Source organism: Variovorax paradoxus, from assembly GCF_040544635.1.
Taxonomy (GTDB): Bacteria; Pseudomonadota; Gammaproteobacteria; order Burkholderiales; family Burkholderiaceae_C; genus Variovorax; species Variovorax paradoxus_R.
Genome location: NZ_JBEPKJ010000005.1, coordinates 157,674 through 174,486 on the forward strand (window position 1 = coordinate 157,674; position 16,813 = coordinate 174,486).

The 16,813-nt window shown below is 66.7% G+C and carries 18 protein-coding genes and 1 riboswitch; of the genes, 6 read left to right on the top strand and 12 right to left on the bottom strand.

Translation table 11 applies throughout. The features are described from left to right. Positions 1–112 precede the first annotated feature (112 nt). Positions 113–1,108, bottom strand: coding sequence for a Bug family tripartite tricarboxylate transporter substrate binding protein (locus ABIC94_RS10305; RefSeq protein ID WP_354372915.1), 996 nt, complete (start codon positions 1,106–1,108; stop codon positions 113–115). Between the two features lie 110 nt (positions 1,109–1,218). Between ABIC94_RS10305 and clpB the strand changes: the two genes are divergently transcribed. From clpB to arfB, 3 genes are read left to right on the top strand one after another with little or no spacing between them, the layout of a single operon-like run. Beyond that, entirely contained in the window at positions 1,219–3,840 is a 2,622-nt protein-coding gene (clpB, locus tag ABIC94_RS10310; RefSeq protein WP_354372916.1) for an ATP-dependent chaperone ClpB, read from the top strand. A 9-nt stretch (positions 3,841–3,849) separates the two neighbouring features. Further along, the gene (locus tag ABIC94_RS10315) at positions 3,850–4,188 is read left to right on the top strand and encodes a hypothetical protein (protein ID WP_354372917.1); all 339 of its coding nucleotides are present in this window, start codon (positions 3,850–3,852) and stop codon (positions 4,186–4,188) included. Positions 4,189–4,232: 44 nt separating this feature from the next. Continuing rightward, complete coding sequence (arfB, locus tag ABIC94_RS10320; RefSeq protein WP_354372918.1) at positions 4,233–4,640, top strand: alternative ribosome rescue aminoacyl-tRNA hydrolase ArfB; 408 nt, start codon at positions 4,233–4,235, stop codon at positions 4,638–4,640. Here arfB and ABIC94_RS10325 read toward each other — a convergent pair. Next, a complete protein-coding gene (locus ABIC94_RS10325; protein ID WP_354372919.1) occupies positions 4,609–5,139 on the bottom strand; it encodes a hypothetical protein in 531 nt (176 codons plus the stop codon). The genes arfB and ABIC94_RS10325 overlap by 32 nt on opposite strands. 113 nt (positions 5,140–5,252) lie before the next feature. Between ABIC94_RS10325 and ABIC94_RS10330 the strand changes: the two genes are divergently transcribed. Continuing rightward, positions 5,253–5,825 (top strand): DUF3299 domain-containing protein, encoded by a 573-nt coding sequence (locus ABIC94_RS10330; RefSeq protein ID WP_354372920.1) that lies wholly within the window; start codon positions 5,253–5,255, stop codon positions 5,823–5,825. On the opposite strand, the gene ABIC94_RS10335 is transcribed toward ABIC94_RS10330, so the two are convergent. The 6 genes from ABIC94_RS10335 to ABIC94_RS10360 all read right to left on the bottom strand — a co-directional run bounded on the left by ABIC94_RS10335 (position 5,777) and on the right by ABIC94_RS10360 (position 11,340). Further along, positions 5,777–7,534, bottom strand: coding sequence for a SulP family inorganic anion transporter (locus ABIC94_RS10335; protein WP_354372921.1), 1,758 nt, complete (start codon positions 7,532–7,534; stop codon positions 5,777–5,779). The genes ABIC94_RS10330 and ABIC94_RS10335 overlap by 49 nt on opposite strands. Positions 7,535–7,613: 79 nt before the next feature. After that, complete coding sequence (locus ABIC94_RS10340; protein ID WP_354372922.1) at positions 7,614–8,021, bottom strand: DUF2501 domain-containing protein; 408 nt, start codon at positions 8,019–8,021, stop codon at positions 7,614–7,616. 66 nt (positions 8,022–8,087) lie between these two features. Further along, positions 8,088–9,296, bottom strand: coding sequence for a beta-ketoacyl-[acyl-carrier-protein] synthase family protein (locus tag ABIC94_RS10345; protein WP_354372923.1), 1,209 nt, complete (start codon positions 9,294–9,296; stop codon positions 8,088–8,090). After that, the gene (locus tag ABIC94_RS10350) at positions 9,293–9,535 is read right to left on the bottom strand and encodes an acyl carrier protein (protein ID WP_354372924.1); all 243 of its coding nucleotides are present in this window, start codon (positions 9,533–9,535) and stop codon (positions 9,293–9,295) included. Before ABIC94_RS10350 ends, ABIC94_RS10345 begins: the two co-directional genes overlap by 4 nt. A gap of 94 nt (positions 9,536–9,629) precedes the next feature. Next, positions 9,630–10,346, bottom strand: coding sequence for a phosphatase PAP2 family protein (locus ABIC94_RS10355; protein ID WP_354372925.1), 717 nt, complete (start codon positions 10,344–10,346; stop codon positions 9,630–9,632). Positions 10,347–10,443: 97 nt separating this feature from the next. Further along, positions 10,444–11,340, bottom strand: coding sequence for an AraC family transcriptional regulator (locus ABIC94_RS10360; RefSeq protein ID WP_354372926.1), 897 nt, complete (start codon positions 11,338–11,340; stop codon positions 10,444–10,446). An 89-nt stretch (positions 11,341–11,429) separates the two neighbouring features. On the opposite strand from ABIC94_RS10360, the gene ABIC94_RS10365 reads away from it, so the two are divergent. Both ABIC94_RS10365 and ABIC94_RS10370 read left to right on the top strand, forming a co-directional pair. Beyond that, positions 11,430–12,683, top strand: coding sequence for an MFS transporter (locus ABIC94_RS10365; RefSeq protein WP_354372927.1), 1,254 nt, complete (start codon positions 11,430–11,432; stop codon positions 12,681–12,683). Between the two features lie 55 nt (positions 12,684–12,738). After that, on the top strand, positions 12,739–13,485 hold the full coding sequence (locus ABIC94_RS10370) for a sulfite exporter TauE/SafE family protein (protein WP_354372928.1): 747 nt from the start codon (positions 12,739–12,741) through the stop codon (positions 13,483–13,485). Between the two features lie 17 nt (positions 13,486–13,502). Here the strand turns inward: ABIC94_RS10370 and arsC are convergent, their stop codons facing one another. From arsC to ABIC94_RS10390, 4 genes are all read right to left on the bottom strand, one after another. Next, positions 13,503–13,886 (bottom strand): arsenate reductase (glutaredoxin), encoded by a 384-nt coding sequence (gene arsC / locus ABIC94_RS10375; protein WP_354372929.1) that lies wholly within the window; start codon positions 13,884–13,886, stop codon positions 13,503–13,505. Between the two features lie 7 nt (positions 13,887–13,893). After that, the gene (locus tag ABIC94_RS10380; RefSeq protein WP_354372930.1) at positions 13,894–14,580 is read right to left on the bottom strand and encodes a glutathione S-transferase family protein; all 687 of its coding nucleotides are present in this window, start codon (positions 14,578–14,580) and stop codon (positions 13,894–13,896) included. Positions 14,581–14,612: 32 nt separating this feature from the next. Next, positions 14,613–15,128 (bottom strand): 6,7-dimethyl-8-ribityllumazine synthase, encoded by a 516-nt coding sequence (locus tag ABIC94_RS10385; protein ID WP_354372931.1) that lies wholly within the window; start codon positions 15,126–15,128, stop codon positions 14,613–14,615. Positions 15,129–15,232: 104 nt separating this feature from the next. Beyond that, positions 15,233–15,406, bottom strand: a riboswitch (FMN riboswitch). Positions 15,407–15,537: 131 nt separating this feature from the next. Further along, a complete protein-coding gene (locus ABIC94_RS10390) occupies positions 15,538–16,629 on the bottom strand; it encodes a DNA glycosylase AlkZ-like family protein (protein ID WP_354372932.1) in 1,092 nt (363 codons plus the stop codon). Between the last annotated feature and the right edge of the window lie 184 nt (positions 16,630–16,813).

Genomic DNA, 16,813 nt, shown 5'->3' on the forward strand with positions numbered 1-16,813 from the left:
CCTCTGGGAGAGGGCAGGGTGAGGGCAAGCGGCCGTTGTTGAGCACGGCGCCTCATCGGCGGCACATGCCCTCACCCCAATCCTCCCCCAGAGGGAGAGGGAGCAAGAACGGTCAGAGGGGCTTGAAGCCGCTCGACTGGATGATGCGCTCCCACGTCTGCGTATAGCTGCGAACGCGGCCCGCAAACTGGCCTTGCGGCTCATACGCCACGGTGAGGCCCATCGTCGTCAGCTTCTGCTTCACGTCGGGCATGGCCAGCACCTTCTGCAGCGCTTCGCCGTACTTGTCGATGATCGGCTGCGGCGTGCCCACGGGCGCGAAGATGCCGTAGTAGGGCAGGTCTTCCAGGTTCGAGAAGCCCAGTTCGGTAAAGGTCGGCACGTTCGGCAGCACGGCCTGACGCTTGGCGCCGATCGAGGCCACGATGCGCACCTTGCCTGCCTTGTGGTTCTCGATGAAGTCGGGCACCGAGGCAATGCCCGCGGTGATCTGGTTGCCCAGCATGTCTGCCGTCATGGGCGCGCTGCCGCGGTAGGGCGCGGGCTGCACGTCGATCTTGTATTTTTCCGAGATCATCTTCACCAAAAACTCGGGAATCGACGCCGGCGCCGGAATGCCGATGGTCTCCTTGCCGCCGCGCTGGGTGCGAACCCACTTCACGTACTCATCGATGCTCTTGGCCGGCGTGCCGCCCGACACTGCGAGCACGTTGGCGAAAGTGGCGAAGCCGGCCACGGGCACGAAGTCGGTGGCGGGGTTGAAGCCAGGGTTTTTCACCACCTGCGGCAGGATCGAGATCGAGTGGTCATGCGAGAGGAATAGCGTATGGCCGTCGGCCGGGGCCGCCTTGAGTGCCTGCGCCGCGATCTGGCCGCCTGCACCGGCGCGGTTCTCGACCACCACCGGCATGCCCAATACGTCCTTGAGTTTTTCTCCCAGCGTGCGTGCAATGGCATCCGTGCCTGCACCGGCCGGAAAACCGACCAGCAGGCGGATGGGCGTGCCTTGCGCCTGCGCAAGACCTGTCAGGCCCATGGCGGCTAGAAAGAGCCCGACGCCGAGCGCCCGGCGAACCGGATGAGGGCGCTGCTGCATTGAAAAAACCATGATCGACTCCATTCGAAAGATGACGAGGCACAGTGCAATAGCCGTGCCCGAAGCGCCGGACACCTTGAATCGCGCCCGAACAGTCCTATTTTGAGTGCAGGAATACCACCATGCGACAAGACAAACTCACCACCAAGTTCCAAGAAGCGCTGAGCGATGCCCAGACGCTCGCCCTCGGCAACGACAACGCCTACATCGAACCGGCCCACCTGCTGGTCGCCATGCTGCGCCAGGAGGACGGCCCGCGCGCCTTGCTGGAACGCGCCGGCGTCAACGTGCAGGGCCTTGCAAACGCGGCCGAGGCGGCCATCAAGAAGCTGCCGCAGGTGCAGGGCCACGACATCGTGCAGGTCGGTCCCGAGCTCGGCAAGCTGCTGCAAGCCACCGAGAAAGAGGCCATCAAGCGCAACGACCAGTTCATTGCGGGCGAACTCTTCCTGCTGGCCGTGGCCGACAGCAAGTCCGACATCGGCCGGATCGCCAAGGAGAACGGCCTCAGCCGCAAGTCGCTCGAATCCGCCATCGATGCGGTGCGCGGCGGGCAGGGCGTGAACAGCGCCGATGCCGAAGGCCAGCGCGAAGCCCTCAAGAAATACTGCCTCGACCTGACGGAGCGCGCCCGCCTGGGCAAGCTCGACCCGGTCATCGGCCGCGACGAGGAAATTCGCCGCGCCATCCAGGTGCTGCAGCGCCGCACCAAGAACAACCCCGTGCTCATCGGTGAACCCGGCGTGGGCAAGACCGCCATCGTCGAAGGCCTGGCGCAGCGCATCGTCGCGGGCGAGGTGCCTGAATCGCTCAAGGGCAAAAGGGTGTTGTCGCTCGACATGGCTGCGCTGCTGGCCGGCGCCAAGTTCCGCGGCGAGTTCGAAGAGCGACTGAAGACCGTGTTGAACGAACTGGCCAAGGACGAAGGCCAGACCATCGTCTTCATCGACGAGCTTCACACCATGGTGGGCGCCGGCAAGGCCGAAGGTGCGATGGACGCGGGCAACATGCTCAAGCCCGCCCTCGCGCGCGGCGAGCTGCACTGCGTGGGCGCGACCACGCTCGACGAGTACCGCAAGTACATCGAGAAGGACGCCGCGCTGGAGCGCCGCTTCCAGAAGATCATCGTGGGCGAGCCGAGCGTCGAAGCCACCATCGCCATCCTGCGCGGCCTGCAGGAAAAATACGAAGTGCACCACGGCGTGCAGATCACCGACCCGGCCATCGTGGCCGCGGCCGAACTGAGCGACCGCTACATCACCGACCGCTTCCTGCCCGACAAGGCGATCGACCTGATCGACGAGGCCGCGGCCAAGATCAAGATCGAGATGGACTCCAAGCCCGAGGTGATGGACCGCTTGGACCGTCGCCTCATCCAGCTGCAGATCGAGCGTGAAGCCGTGCGCCGCGAAAAGGACGAAGCCTCGCAGAAGCGCTTCGGCCTGATCGAGGACGAGATTGCACGCCTGCAGAAGGAGATTGCCGACTACGACGAGATCTGGCAGGCCGAGAAGGCGCAGGCGCAAGGCAGCGCGAAGATCCGCGAGGACATCGACAAGATCAAGTTCGAGATCGAGGAGTGGAAGCGCAAGGGCGACTTCAACAAACTCGCCGAGCTGCAATATGGCCAACTGCCGGCGCTGGAAAAGCGCCTGCGCGAGGCCGAGGAAAGCGAAGCGAACAAGGGCAAGTCGAGCGCGCCCACGCTGCTGCGCACGCAGGTGGGGTCGGAAGAAATTGCCGAGGTCGTGGCGCGCGCCACCGGCATTCCGGTCGCCAAGCTGATGCAGGGCGAACGCGACAAGCTGCTTGTCATGGAAGACAAGCTGCACGAACGCGTCGTGGGGCAGGACGAAGCCATCGGCGCGGTTGCCAATGCCATCCGCCGCTCGCGCTCGGGCCTCTCCGATCCGAACCGCCCGACCGGCTCGTTCCTGTTCCTCGGCCCCACGGGCGTGGGCAAGACCGAGTTGTGCAAGGCGCTCGCTGGCTTCATGTTCGACAGCGAAGACCACCTGATCCGCATCGACATGAGCGAATTCATGGAGAAGCATTCGGTCGCCCGCCTGATCGGCGCGCCGCCGGGCTACGTGGGCTACGAGGAGGGCGGTTACCTGACGGAAGCCGTACGCCGCAAGCCCTACAGCGTGGTGCTGCTCGACGAGGTCGAGAAGGCGCATCCGGACGTGTTCAACGTGCTGCTGCAGGTGCTCGACGACGGCCGCCTGACCGACGGCCAGGGCCGCACCGTGGACTTCAAGAACACGGTGATCGTGATGACCAGCAACATCGGTTCGCCGATCATCCAGGCCATGGTGGGCCAGCCTTCCGAAGAGATCAAGGAAGCGGTGTGGGACGAGCTGAAGAACTACTTCCGCCCCGAGTTCCTGAACCGCATCGACGAGACGGTCGTGTTCCACGCGCTCGACGCGAAGAACATCGAATCGATTGCCGCGATCCAGCTCAAGGTGCTGAAGGCGCGGCTCGCGAAGATGGACCTGGGGCTCGAGGTGTCGCCCGCGGCGCTGGCCGAGATTGCGAAGGTCGGCTTCGACCCGGTGTTCGGCGCACGGCCGCTGAAGCGCGCCATCCAGCAGCGCATCGAAAACCCGCTCTCGAGGCTGTTGCTCGACGGCAGCTTCGGGCCGAAGGACACGATCGAAGTCAATACCGACCCGATCCGCAGCCCCGGCCAGTTCTCGTTCACCAAGGCTGGGGAACCATCGGAGGCCGTTGCGGCCTAAAGTCGGATGATGAACTTCATTTTTCGCGTCATTCTTTTGCTCCTGGGGCTGGTTTTCGCGGCCAGCCTGGCGGTCGCGATCACATTGCTCGCCGCCGTGTGGGGTGTGCGCTACGCCTGGGGGCGTATCACGGGCAAGCCCGTGACGCCCTGGATGGCTTCGATGGGCGGGCGTTTCAACCCACGTTCGGGCTTCGATCGATTTCGCAATGCGGCACAGCCGACCGAACCCAACGCCGCGGATGTGGCCAATGCGCGTGCGCGCGGCGAATCGGTGCGCAGCCCGCTTTCGCTGCGTCCCGCCGGCGACGTGACCGACGTGCGGGCCCGGCCCGCGCGCAGCGAGTAGGCACGCCGCGGTCTCCGAGCGCGTTTGAAGGCACACTTGCCTTCATGCTCCGCCCACCCATCCTGATCGACCCCGACGAGGTCGAGATCAGCGCCATCCGGGCGCAGGGGGCGGGCGGGCAGAACGTCAACAAGGTGTCGAGCGCGGTGCACCTTCGCTACGACATTCGTGCCAGTTCACTGCCCGCCGATGTGAAGGAGCGGCTGCTCGCGCTGCGTGACAGCCGCATCACGCAGGAGGGCGTCTTCGTGCTGAAGGCGCAGCAGCACCGCACGCAGGAAATGAACCGCGCCGACGCACTGGCGCGCCTGCAGGTGGTGATCGACACCGTGGCCACGCCACCGCGCGTGCGGCGCGCCACCAAACCCACCTATGGTTCGAAGCAGCGCCGGCTCGAGGGCAAGAGCCAGCGCTCGCAGATCAAGAACCTGCGCGGACCGGTGCGGGACTGACCGGCCTGCCGCCGCGCAGTCGCTTAATCTGCAGCGTCACGCCGATCAGATACAGCACGCCGAGCACTGCGGTGATCGCCTTGAGTTCAGGTGCGTCTGCGTTCGGCAACAGCGGCGCGCCCAGCGGCAGGCGGGTCAGGGTTTCGGTAAAAGCCGGAATCCAGTGGAACAGGAAGCTCGCCGAGAACGCCACGGCTTCGATGTAGCGCGCGGCCTGGCCGAAGAAGGCGCCGCGGCCGGCGGCCGCCCCCACGGCCAGCGCCGCGAGCGTCAGGATGCCCAGCGCATGCGGCTTGCCGAAGCCACCGTGCTGGAAGATGCCGAAGCCGGTCAGGCAGGTGAGCACGGTGGTCCACACGAAGACCCGGCCCAGACCGGTGCGCAGCGTGATTTCCTTGTAGCGGAACAGGGCGATCAGCCCCGCGATCACGGCGATCAGGCTGATCGCGGTGTGAACAATGCCAAGGGACGTGAGTCCCAGCCATCCTGTCGCTGCCATGCGGATCTCCTCAGAGTCGTGGTGGCGCGATTCTGGCCGGGCACGGGCAATTTGTCTCCATCGTTAAGGCCCCGCTAAGCTGGCGGACACGGGTCGCAAGCACAATAGGCGCCATGAGAGCCGCCCTCTTTTGCCGCGCCTTGCCGGCCTTCCTGCTTGCGCTGGGCGCACTTGCCCTGGCGGGTTGCGGCCCGGCCGCCGACACGGGCTCGGCTGGCATCGGCCCGGTGCAGGAGCTCAAGTGGGAAGAGCTGGTTCCCAAGAACTGGGATCCGACCAAGCGCTACCGCAACATCAGCCTGGAGTCGCTGCGCGACAACGATCCGCGCGCGGTTCAAATGCTGGACGAGATGCGCGCCGTCTGGGACAACGCACCGGTCAACGTGGCGCTCGATGGCACGGCCGCGCGGCTCTCGGGCTTTGTGGTTCCGCTGGACAACACGCAGGGCGGCATTCGCGAGTTTCTGCTGGTGCCGTACTTCGGCGCCTGCATCCACACCCCGCCGCCGCCCGCCAACCAGATCGTGCACGTGATCGCAGCCGATACCGTGAAGGGCCTGCACGCGATGGACACGGTGCGTGTCAGCGGGCTGCTGAAGGCGGCGCGCTACTCTTCGGTGGACATGGGTGTGAGCGGCTATGAGATCAAGTCGGCTTCGGTCGAGCCTTTCGTCGCAGCGCGCTGACCCGGCGCAAGCGGCGGAACGTCGGCGGGCTGTGCCAGCGCCGCCAGCGCTTCTGCATCGGTGCGGTAGCTGAAAAGCATCGGCCCCGGCGAGAGCAGCCCGGCACGTTCGAGCACCTGCATCGCCGGCAGCTTCAGGCCGCTCAGGTGCAGGCGAACGCCCTTGGCTTCCATCATTCGCCGGATGGAGCCGAACACTTCGGCGCCCGTGATGTCGATGCGATTGATCGGCTGGGCAAAGAGGCACACATCGGTCAGCTCGGGGCGCTCGGCGAGCGCAATCGTGAGCGCGCGCTCGAGCGTGGAGGCCGATGCGAAGTCGAGCTCGGCATCCATGCGCAGCGCGTAGAGATGCGGCGCCAGCGGCGGCAGCTTCCAGAGGTGGCGGTCGCGCAGGCTGCCGTCGGGGTGCAGGCCCACCTCGATGATGCGCGGATGCAAATGGCGGTACATGTAGTGCGCCATGCTCGCGAGCAGGCCGCCGAGCACACCCCAGTAAATGCTCGGCGCCGTGGCAATCGTCAACACGAAGGTACCGAACGCAATGCCCGCCTCGATGCGCGACACGCGCCACAGCGCGGCAAAGCTCGCCGGCTTGACCAGCCCGAGAATGGCCGTGACCACCACCGCCGCCAGTACCGCCTGCGGCACGTGATAGAGCAGCGGCATCAGCCACAGCAATGCGCCGGCCACCACAGCCACGCTGAACAGCGTGGCCCACCCGGTCTGGGCGCCCGCGTAGAGCGTGATGGCCGAGCGCGAGAACGAAGAGCTGGTCGGGAAAGCGCCCGAGAAACCCGAGGCCAGCTTGGCCAGGCCCTGGCCGATGAGGTCCTGGTTCTCGTTCCAGAGCGTGCCGGCGCGCGCGTTGTCGATCTTGGCACTCGAGGCGGTCTCGAGAAAGCTCACCAGCGTGATCATCAGGGCCGGCAGCACCAGCGCACCGAGCGTGCTCGGCGGCAGCATCCCCGGCCAATAGAAGGAAGGCAGGCCCGAGGGCAGGCTGCCCACCACGGCCCCGCCACGCAGCGCATAGTTGACGGCCCAGCTGATGGCTGCGGCGCCTGCCACCAGCGCCATCGTGGTCGGGAAACGCGGCGCCAGCCGCTTGCCGAGCCACAGCACTGCAATGCTGCCGAGCCCGAAGGCAATGGCCACCATGTCGGGCAGCGGACCGCCCCGCAGCACCTGGGCAATGGTGCGTCCTGTGAAGCCGAGCAGTGCCGGCAGCTGCGAAATCGCGATGAGCACCGCCGCACCCTGCGTGAAGCCGATGAGCACCGGCGAGTTGACCAGCCGCAGCAACCAGCCGAAGCGCCCGGCGCCCAGCACGATCTGGATGGCGCCCGATATCAGCGTGAGCCACACCGCCATCGCCACCCATTCGGTGCTGCCGGGCACCGCCAGCGGCGCAAGCGATGCACCCACCAGCAGGCTAGTGAGCGCCGTGGGTCCGACCGACAGCCGCTGCGACGAACTGAAGATCACCGCAATGAGCGCCGGGAACAACGCCGCATACACGCCGGTGACCAGCGGCATGCCCGCGAGCGCCGCGTAGGCCACGCCTTGTGGAATGACCATCAGCGCCACCGTGATGCCCGCCATCGCCTCGTTGCGCAGCAGCGCGGCCGAAGGGCGCGGCCATGCGAGGCAGGGAACCCAGCGTGCGAGGCGCTGGCGCAAGGAAGGAGAGGGGGCTGCCGGGTTCATGAATCGTTACTGGCGCACGGGGAAGCGGGAGAGCACAACATGCGCGGTGCGTCGCGCGGGGTGACGTGCAGGAGCGTTGTCAGATCAGCGACGTGGCGTTTTTCAGCACGTAGTCGCAAGCCTTTTCCTTCATCTTCGACGACAGGATCTTGAGGTTGAGCGTTTTGCCGTCGCCGCCTTTCAGCAGACCCTTTGCGCCGCTTTCGAAGTTCTTTTCCTGCTGCTTCTGGCCGGTGACCTTGGCAAGAAGCTTGTCTTTCACCGAGGCCGCATCGCCGCCGAGGTAATTGTTCTTGACGCAGTACTGAAGCACGCCGGCTGCACTGCCGATCGTGCTGGAGCCGATCGCGGGCATCTTGAAGCCGAGGTTCTCGCCGAGCGACGAACCGGCCTGGTCCTTGAGCTTGCCGAGCAGGTCGGACTGGGCCGAGGCCGAGACGCTGGCTGCGACCAGCACGATGGAAATCAGTGTGGAACGAACATGCATGACGTGCTCCCGCCTGTAGATGTGAATGAGGATTCCATCGTCAGCATACCCCGATGGAACCGCGACTCACGAGCGACGGAAGAGCAGCACCGAATTCGTGCCGCCGAAGGCGAAGGAGTTGCTCACGGCAGCTTCGAGCGCCGGCGCACTGGTGTCGTTCTGCGTCACGAGATTCAGGCTGCAGGCCGGATCGATCTCGTGGCAGTTGGCATTGGGCGGCAGTGCGCGGCGGTGCAATGCCAGCACCGTGATGAGCGCCTCGATGGCGCCCGCCGCGCCCAGCATGTGACCGTGCAGCGCCTTGGTCGAGCTGACGCGCAGCAGCTCGAGATCGTCGCCCCAGACTTCCGCGAGCGCATTGCGTTCGACCACGTCGCCGATGCGCGTGGCCGTGCCATGCGCGTTGCAGTAGCCCACGTCGCGCGGGTGCAGGCCGGCCTGGCGCAGGGCGGCGCGCAATGCGCGGGCCTGCCCGGGCGCGTCGGGTTTGGTGAGGTGCGTGGCGTCGCTGCTGAGGCCCCAGCCTGCGAGCGTGGCATAGCTGCGAGCGCCGCGCCGGCGGGCGCGCTCGGCCGATTCGAGCACGATGAACGCGGCCCCTTCGCCGAGAGCGAATCCGGTGCGGTCGGCCGCGAACGGCCGCACCGCGCCGGCCGCTTCGCCGGGCTGGAAGGTGGCCAGCGTCTGCATGGCCTGCCACGCCAGCACCACGCCCGGCACGATGAGTGCCTCGCTGCCGCCGGCAATGGCCAGGTCGACTTCACCGCGCTGAATGGCCTTGGCGGCTTCGGCAATGGCCACCGACGACGAGGCGCAGGCGACCGAATAGGTGAGCACCGGGCCTTGCACGCCGTTGCGCATGGCCACATGGGCTGCGGGTGCGTTGGGCATGAAGGCCGGAATGGTGAGCGGCGGCACGCGCGTGCCGCCGCGGTAGGCCGCCTCGAGCGCCGCGGCGCCGCCCATGCCGCAACCGGCGTAGACACCGATGCGCTCGGGATCGGCGTCTGCACGGTCGAAGCCCGCATCTTGCAGTGCGAGGTCGGCGGCCGCTACCGCGAGCTGGCTGACCCGGTCGACGCCGGCGAGCTGCAGCTTGGTGAACCAGCGTGTTTCGTCGAAAGCCACGGTGGCCGCGGCGGCCGGTTTGGGCAGGTCGGGAAAGATCGGGCGGATGGCCGATTGGCCACCCTGCAGCGCCTGGAACAGCGCATCGGGCTCGCCGCCGTGCGGCGCCATGACGCCGAGGCCGGTGACACAGACCTCGTGGTTCACGCTGCCTTCGCGGCCCTGACCTTGTCGACGAGCAACGCCAGTTCGCCCAGCGTGTCAATGTTCGCGTCGTCGTCGGGCATGGTGATGCCGAAGTGGTCTTCGATGGCAAACAGGAACTCGGCCAATGCGAGCGAGTCGAGTCCGCCGGTTTCGCGCATCGATGCGTCGGGGTCGAGCTTCGACGGTTCGATACCGTATTTCTCGTGGATCAGGTCCTGCAATTCCTTCAGCGAACTCATCGTGCGATGCCTGTTGTCGTGTGCCGGCCGCTGATCGATCGCCACCCCTCAGGGTGCTCCATGGGATCGACCCCTTCCTCGCTCGGCGTGTGGGTCAGTGATGGCCAATGATATCCGCTCCCACCAAAGTATTCGGCCGGTTCCGGTACGCTGGCCGCCAGCGCAAAGAGGGGAGTGCAAAGGCCGTTCCCAGCAACGCGCCAGCCACTGCGTCGAGCACCACGTGCTGCTTGACGGCCAGCGTCGAGTAGGCAATGGCGGCAAACCAGAGCCAGTTGGCAAGGCGCAGAAAGACGGGCGTGCGCGCCTCGCGCAGCACGTGGGCGAGGCGTATGGCCGTGAAGATGGCCACGGCCACGTGCATGGAAGGGCAAGCGTTGCCGGCGGCATCCACGCCCTGCAGCATTGCAAAGCCCGGGTAGCCTGATACGTCGATGGTGAGCGGCGGTATCTGCGTGGGCCAGAAATAGAAGAGGCCCAGGCCCGTGAGGCACAGCGCGCCGATCCACAGCCCGTAGACCACCAGTTCACGAAAGCCCAGTTGCAACCCGGGCGCAACGCCGACGTAGAACCAGAGCGAGAGGTAGGCGCCCAGCGTGTAGGGCTGGAACGGAATCAGATGGTCCAGCGCCGTGAGCGGCATCACCGCGACCGGGTACGCCGGGTTGCGCAGCAGATGGAAGTAGCCGATGAAGAAAAGCCAGGTAAAGGCCGTGGTGCCGATCGCCTTGAGCCAGAACAGGGAGCGGATGCGCTCGCCGATGTCTGCGGTCCAGGTCTGGGGGCGATGCGATCGGGGAATGGGCGCCATGAGCAGGTCAGCAGGTCGGTCGGGATGGTCCGTGATGGTTTCTTCGGCCCGCCGATCTTGCCAGAGCGCCGTGACGGCACGACCTGATTCCGGCGATTCAGGCGAGTGCGGCGGATCGCTTCCGGTGCTGGAACGAGGTCGGCGAGCGCCCGGTGGCCGCTTTGAACATGGCGCAGAACGCGCTGTCGGTGGCATAGCCGCTGGCCGCCGCCACCTGGCTCACCGCCATGCCGCGCGCCAGCAGCGGCAGCGCGTGCGCCATCACGGCCTGCTGCCGCCACTGCTGCCAGCTCATGCCGAGCTGGTCGCGAAAGAGCCGCGCCACGGTGCGCTCGCTGGCGCCGATGGCGGCGGCGCGCTCGGCCAGCGTGGCGCGGTCGGCCGGGTTGCGCAGCAGCGCTTCGCAGAGCTGGCGCAGCCGCTTGTCGGTGGGAAGCGGCACATCGATGCGGATCTGTGTGGCGCGCTCCAGCTCGTCGACCAGCAGCGGAGCGATCATGCGTTCGCGCTGCGGCGCATGCGGGTCGGTCGGCGGCAGGCCGTCGGGCGTGGTGTCGAGCGCGAGCATCAGCGCACGCAGCAACGGGCTGATTTCGAGCACCTCGCACTTTTCCCATGGCGGGCCGAGCCAGGCATGCAGGTACACGGTGCGCAGCTCGGCATCTTCGATCAGCATGATGCTGTGCGGCATGTTTGCCGGCACCCAGACCGCACGCGAGGGCGGCACGATATAGCTGCCGTCCTGCGTGCTGAGCCGGATCACGCCGCGGGTCGAGAAGGTGAGCTGCGGCCAGGGGTGCTGGTGCAGTTCGACGAAGGTGTCTGCGCTCAGGAAATGTTCTTTGGCGCGCAGCGGCCGCACGGCGTCGGGTGCGTAGAGGTGCGGCGTGAGCGAGGCCACGCTGGTGACCGGCGCCACGTTTGGGCCGCGCGGCTTGGCGGTGCGGGTGCGCCCGGCATCGGACGAAAAAGAGGGGGAAACGGCGCTTGGCATGGTTTCGACAAATGTTGTCGCTGTATCGCCATTCTGCCGCGACCTGCGGGCATAGCATCGGTGCCTGCCTGGTTTTTTTGTAGCAATCCATGTCTTCCTCTTCCTCCCCGACAGCCACCCCATCCACCAACCTGCGCAGCGATGCCCAGCTGATCGGCCTGGTCGGCCTGGCCCATGCCATCAGCCACTTCAGCCAACTGATCCTGGCGCCGCTGTTCCCCTGGCTGAAGGACGCCTTCAACGTGAGCTACACCGAGCTTGGCGCGGTGCTGACGGTGTTCTTCGTGGTTTCGTGCATCGTGCAGGCGGCCTCGGGCTTCATCGTCGACAAGCTCGGTCCGCGCCCGGTGCTCTTCGTGGGGTTGGGTGCGCTGGCGCTGGCGGCTTTCGGCTATGCCATGGCGCAGAGCTACTGGATGCTGCTGGCGTGCGCGATCGTGGGCGGCATCGGCAACGGTGTGTTCCATCCGGTCGACTACACGCTCTTCAACCGCAAGGTCGCGCCGACGCGGCTCGGCCATGCCTACAGCGTGCACGGCATCACGGGCAGCCTGGGCTGGGCGCTGGCGCCGGCCTTCGTGGTGCCGATTGCCATGGCCTATTCGTGGCGGGTGGCGCTGGCGTCGGCGGGTGCGCTGGCCATTGTGGTGCTGCTGGTGCTCTGGGTTTACCGCAGCGTGCTGTCGCTCGATGTGAAGGCGGTGCAAAAAGCCACCGGCCACGGCGAGCCCGCACCCATCGGCGGCGAGTTCGACTTCCTGCGCATTCCGGCCGTATGGATGTGCTTCGGTTTCTTCTTCCTGTATGCCGTCGTGATCAGCGTGGTGCAGACCTTCGCGCCGGTGGCGGCAGGTCATCTGCACGCCGTGCCCGTGGCACTGGTGGCGGTCTGCCTCACGGTCTACATGGTCGCGAGCGCGGCCGGCATGGTGGCGGGCGGCTTTCTCGCTTCCGATCCCTCGCGCTGCGAGCGCATCGTGGGCACCGGCTTCGGCATTGCGGCGGCCGTGGCGCTGGTGTTGGCCTTTGCGCAGTTTCCGCCGGTGCTGGTGCCGGTGCTGTTCGGCGTCATGGGTTTCGTGTCCGGCGTGGCCGGGCCTTCGCGCGACCTGCTGGTCAAGCGCTCGACGCCGCCCAACGCCACGGGGCGCGTCTACGGCGTGGTGTATGCGGGCTTGGACATCGGCCAGGCGCTGGCGCCGCTGGTGTTCGGTCGGCTCATGGACCATGCCCAGTACACGAGCGTGATCGTCGGCCTTGCGCTGGTGCAGGGCGTGCTGATTGCCAGCGCCTTCAACGTGACGAAGGTGCGCCGCACGGCGCTGATGCCGGCCTCGGCCTGACGTTCCGGGCGGCCGCCAGGGCGGTGGCCCGCATGCCGCCGATATCATCGGCCGCATGCAGGCCTTGTATGTGTATGTGATCGCCGGCGCCGTGCTGGCGGGCTTTGTGCAGGGCCTCTCTGGCTTTGCGTTTGGCCTGGTGGCGATGTCGGTCTGGGCCTGGACCCTGGAGCCGCAACTGGCCGCCGTGCTTTCGCTGTTCGGCGCGCTCACCGGCCAGGTGATTGCGGCGGTCACGGTGCGCCGCGCTTTCGACAGGCATGTGCTGTGGCCCTTCGTGCTCGGCGGGCTGGTCGGTGTGCCTTTCGGCGTGTGGCTGTTGCCGCACCTCGATCTTGTGCTTTTCAAGGTTTGCCTTGGCGTGCTGCTGGTGCTGTGGTGTCCTGCCATGCTGATGTCGCAACACCTGCCAAAGGTGACCTTTGGCGGACGAATTGCCGATGGCATCGCCGGGTGCATCGGCGGCGCCATGGCGGGCATCGGCGGCTTCTCGGGCACCATTCCCACGCTCTGGTGCACCTTGCGCGGCTTCCAGCGCGACACGCAGCGCGCGGTGATCCAGAACTTCAACCTCTCGATGCTGCTGGTGGCGTTTGCAATCCACCTGGCGAGCGGCAGCATCGGCCGCTCGATGGTGCCGCTGCTGGGGCTGGTGGCGCTGGCCGTCGCGGTGCTGCTGGGCGCGCGGCTCTACATCGGCATCAGCGAGGCGGCGTTCCGCAAGCTGGTGCTGGGGCTGCTGACAGCCTCGGGCGTGGCGATGCTGGCCTCGGGCGTGCCTGCGTTGTTGCAGCGCGGCTGAGCCGCCTGCCTCCGTCCCTACGCGGTGGGCAGGATCTCGCGCACGCGCTCCCAGGGCCGGCACATCAGCGTGCCGCGCGGGGAAACCACGATGGGCCGCTGCAGCAGGATGGGGTTGGCAATGATGAAGTCGAGCAGCTGGTCGTCGCTCCACTTCGGATCGGCCAGCTCCAACTCTTCGTAGGGTGCTTCCTTCGTGCGCAGCAGGTCGCGCGCGCCCATGCCCATGGCTTTTGCCAACTCGCGCAGCTTCTTCTTCGACGGCGGAGTCTCCAGATAGAGAACGATCTCGGGCTCGACGCCACTCTCGCGGATCAAGCCCAGCACGTTGCGCGAGGTGCTGCAGTTGGGCTTGTGGAAGATGGTCATCGGATACGCGGTGGTCGGAGTACGTGCGGTCATCGGGTCATCATTCTTTCTGCACCTGCGGGTCCAACGAGAAAGGAAAGCGCGCGGCCCAGAATTCGGCCAGCCGGGGATCGGCGTCCACGCGCCGCACCACCTGGGCCATGCGCGGCGCTACGCGGTAGAAGCGTTTTCGATGCGGCGTCCAGCGCGACAGCACGGTCACGTAGAGGTCGAGCATGCTGATCTTCTCGCCGAGCAGGTAGGGCGCGGGTTCGTCGATCTGCGTGTCCATCAGGTGCCAGCAATGCGCAATGCGCTCTGCCGAGCGTTCGAGCATCACGGCCTGCGCTGCGGGGTCGGGCGTGAGGCGCGTGGGATCGTCGCGTACCCAGTACAGCGAGTAGATGGCTGCCGGCAGGTAGACCATCCAGCGCAGGTAGCGTGCGCGCAGCGGATCGCCGGGCGCGGGGCAGAGCCCGGCCTCCGGATACCGATCGCCAAGCCAGATCAGGATGGCCGCGCTCTCGGTCATCACCTCGCCCGAAGGCAGCACGAGTGCGGGCACCTGGCGCATCGGGTTGATGCCCGATACGCGCTCGCGCTCGGCCTCTCCCTCCCAGGGAGAGACGTCGACAGTGTCGACCTGCGCGCCGATCAGCGTCAGTGCCGCATGAACGGGCGTGGCGCCCGAACCGGGCGCACCGTAGAGGGTGTAGCGGTCGTTCGAAGAGGCGGATGAAGAGGTCATCCGCCCAGATTACTGCAGCCGCGTGCCGGTTGTCACGCGGTGGCCAGCAGCGCGTCGACCTTCTTCAGGCCTTCGAGCGTCTTCACGCAGGCTTCGGCCACTTCGGTGCCCTTCACGGCGAAGTGGCGATGGAAGTACTTGCGGTGCTCCACATGCTCATGGAAATGGTGCGGCGTGAGCACGGCCGAGAAAATCGGCACGTCGGTTTCAAGCTGCAGCGACATCAGCGTGCTGACCACGGTACTGGCTACGAACTCATGGCGGTAGATGCCGCCATCCACCACCAGCGCGCAGCCCACGATGGCGGCGTATTTGCCCGAGTTGGCGAGCCGCTTGGCATGCAGCGGGATCTCGAATGCGCCCGGCACATCGAACACGTCGATGAGGTCGCGCGGCACACCGAGCCGTCCCATTTCGGCAAGGAAGGCATCGCGTGCCTGGTGGACGATGTCGGAGTGCCACTGCGCCTCGACAAAGGCGATGCGCTCGCCGCGCGGATTGCCCGACGCGTTGACGGCGGAAAGGGGAAGGTCGTTGATCTGACTCATGGTGTGCCTCTTGAAAGCAGGTTTCCTGAATCAGGGCGCACGAAACCACAAGCCAGACCGCGCCATTGCAAGAGATTGCAATGGCGCGCGGGCCGGCCCGCATTTCGCGCTCTCTTTCATCCGGACTGTGACCGTCGGCTTCGGAATTGCACCGAAATCTGCTGACCCCGCAGCCTGCTTGTTGCAGGCCGCGGGCGCTCGCGGGCTCGTGCGGCTCCTCTTTCGAAGAAGCCGCCATTACCGCCGGTGGGGAATTTCGCCCCGCCCTGAGAACGCTTGCCGTCCGGCATGCCGGACGACGGGGCGATTCTAGGAGCGGGCGGCGGCGCAGGTTGTCGCCCGCGCGCCAGACCTTCCGCGGCGCGGGGATTCTCGTCTCGTCTCGTCGCGCGCGGGGATGCGGGGCGGCTCAGCGCTTTGCGAGGAACTGCGTCATGTGCTGCAGTTCGTCGTCGAGCGCCGCGCTGAACGCCCCATTGCGCGGCTTGCGGTCGACGTAGCCGAATGCGGGCTGCAAGCGGCCTTCGGGTGCGGTGACGTTGGACCAGCCGATCACGTGGTCGTGCCACAGCATTGGCAGCGCGTAGTAGCCGAACTGTCGCTTCGGCGCCGGCGTGTAGGCCTCGAACTTGTATGCCCACCCCCACAGCAGGTCGAAGCGGCGGCGGTCCCACACCGCGGGGTCGAAGGGCGCGAGCAGGCGCACCTTGTCGTCTGGTGCATGGCGGCGCGAGGCCGGGTTTTCGTCGGCCGGCCAGTACCAGGTGGTGCCGTCGATGCGGCAGCTTGCAAGCTCTTCACGGGCGAGGCGCAGCGCGGCCTGCGTCTGCGCCGAGAGATGCGGGGCGCCGTAGCCGAGCAGCCGCACGAGATACGTCAGGCTCGCAGCCGGCAGCGGTGCGTACTTGCGCACGACCAGGTCGATGAGTGCGGCGGCGCGCTGGGCGCGGCCGGCGGGACTTTCATCGGCGGGCGCATGCGTGACAGCCTCGTAGACGCGCGTACCGCCGTCGCGCCGCACCACGCGCAGCATGCCGCGGTAGTGCAGTCCGTCGAGCAGCCGCGTCGTCGCATTGCTCGAGCCGCCCCAATAGTTCTTCACGCTGCCGTGCGCAAAGTGCTGTTCGACTTCGCGCGGATGCACCGGTCCGCGTTCGCGCACAAAGGCCAGAACGTCGGCGGCCTTGCGGCGAGTGTCCGCATCCCAGGGCCGCTTGGCTTCACGCGGATGCATCAGCGCCAGATGCTCACGCGGCAGGAAGCCGTAGTTGACGAGGCAGTCTTCTTCGACGGCAAGCCGCGTGTAGCGGCTTTCGAGATCGCCCGCGCGATAGTCCTTCACACGGTGGCGCAGCGTCAGGTCTTGTGCGCGCGCGGGTGCGCGGATCGGGTCGGCTTGAACGAAGCCGAGTTGACGGATCGCGCCGGGCAGCGTCGTCGGCCTGAAGAGGGTGCGCGCCACCGCATAGCGGCGCAGGTCGTCGAGGTTCGGGGTAGCCATGGGGCGAATTGCAGCACAAAGTGGAGCGTTCTTTTTTGGCGCTGCTGTTCTTCAGGGCGCGCACCCGCCGACGGGGTACCTTGCTCCGCGAATGTCCCCCGGCCTGCGGCCTCCTCCTTTATTTCGCTGCGCAAGGCACCCCATCGACGGGAGCGTTGGGCAGAGCGGTCGTTGATCGGCGGTT

Coding starts and splice junctions, on each gene's coding strand:
- ABIC94_RS10305 (WP_354372915.1), bottom strand. CDS start 1,108: ATGGTTTTTTCAATGCAGCAGCGCCCTCATCCGGTTCGCCGGGCGCTC.
- clpB (WP_354372916.1), top strand. CDS start 1,219: ATGCGACAAGACAAACTCACCACCAAGTTCCAAGAAGCGCTGAGCGAT.
- ABIC94_RS10315 (WP_354372917.1), top strand. CDS start 3,850: ATGAACTTCATTTTTCGCGTCATTCTTTTGCTCCTGGGGCTGGTTTTC.
- arfB (WP_354372918.1), top strand. CDS start 4,233: ATGCTCCGCCCACCCATCCTGATCGACCCCGACGAGGTCGAGATCAGC.
- ABIC94_RS10325 (WP_354372919.1), bottom strand. CDS start 5,139: ATGGCAGCGACAGGATGGCTGGGACTCACGTCCCTTGGCATTGTTCAC.
- ABIC94_RS10330 (WP_354372920.1), top strand. CDS start 5,253: ATGAGAGCCGCCCTCTTTTGCCGCGCCTTGCCGGCCTTCCTGCTTGCG.
- ABIC94_RS10335 (WP_354372921.1), bottom strand. CDS start 7,534: ATGAACCCGGCAGCCCCCTCTCCTTCCTTGCGCCAGCGCCTCGCACGC.
- ABIC94_RS10340 (WP_354372922.1), bottom strand. CDS start 8,021: ATGCATGTTCGTTCCACACTGATTTCCATCGTGCTGGTCGCAGCCAGC.
- ABIC94_RS10350 (WP_354372924.1), bottom strand. CDS start 9,535: ATGAGTTCGCTGAAGGAATTGCAGGACCTGATCCACGAGAAATACGGT.
- ABIC94_RS10355 (WP_354372925.1), bottom strand. CDS start 10,346: ATGGCGCCCATTCCCCGATCGCATCGCCCCCAGACCTGGACCGCAGAC.
- ABIC94_RS10360 (WP_354372926.1), bottom strand. CDS start 11,340: ATGCCAAGCGCCGTTTCCCCCTCTTTTTCGTCCGATGCCGGGCGCACC.
- ABIC94_RS10365 (WP_354372927.1), top strand. CDS start 11,430: ATGTCTTCCTCTTCCTCCCCGACAGCCACCCCATCCACCAACCTGCGC.
- ABIC94_RS10370 (WP_354372928.1), top strand. CDS start 12,739: ATGCAGGCCTTGTATGTGTATGTGATCGCCGGCGCCGTGCTGGCGGGC.
- arsC (WP_354372929.1), bottom strand. CDS start 13,886: ATGACCGCACGTACTCCGACCACCGCGTATCCGATGACCATCTTCCAC.
- ABIC94_RS10380 (WP_354372930.1), bottom strand. CDS start 14,580: ATGACCTCTTCATCCGCCTCTTCGAACGACCGCTACACCCTCTACGGT.
- ABIC94_RS10385 (WP_354372931.1), bottom strand. CDS start 15,128: ATGAGTCAGATCAACGACCTTCCCCTTTCCGCCGTCAACGCGTCGGGC.
- ABIC94_RS10390 (WP_354372932.1), bottom strand. CDS start 16,629: ATGGCTACCCCGAACCTCGACGACCTGCGCCGCTATGCGGTGGCGCGC.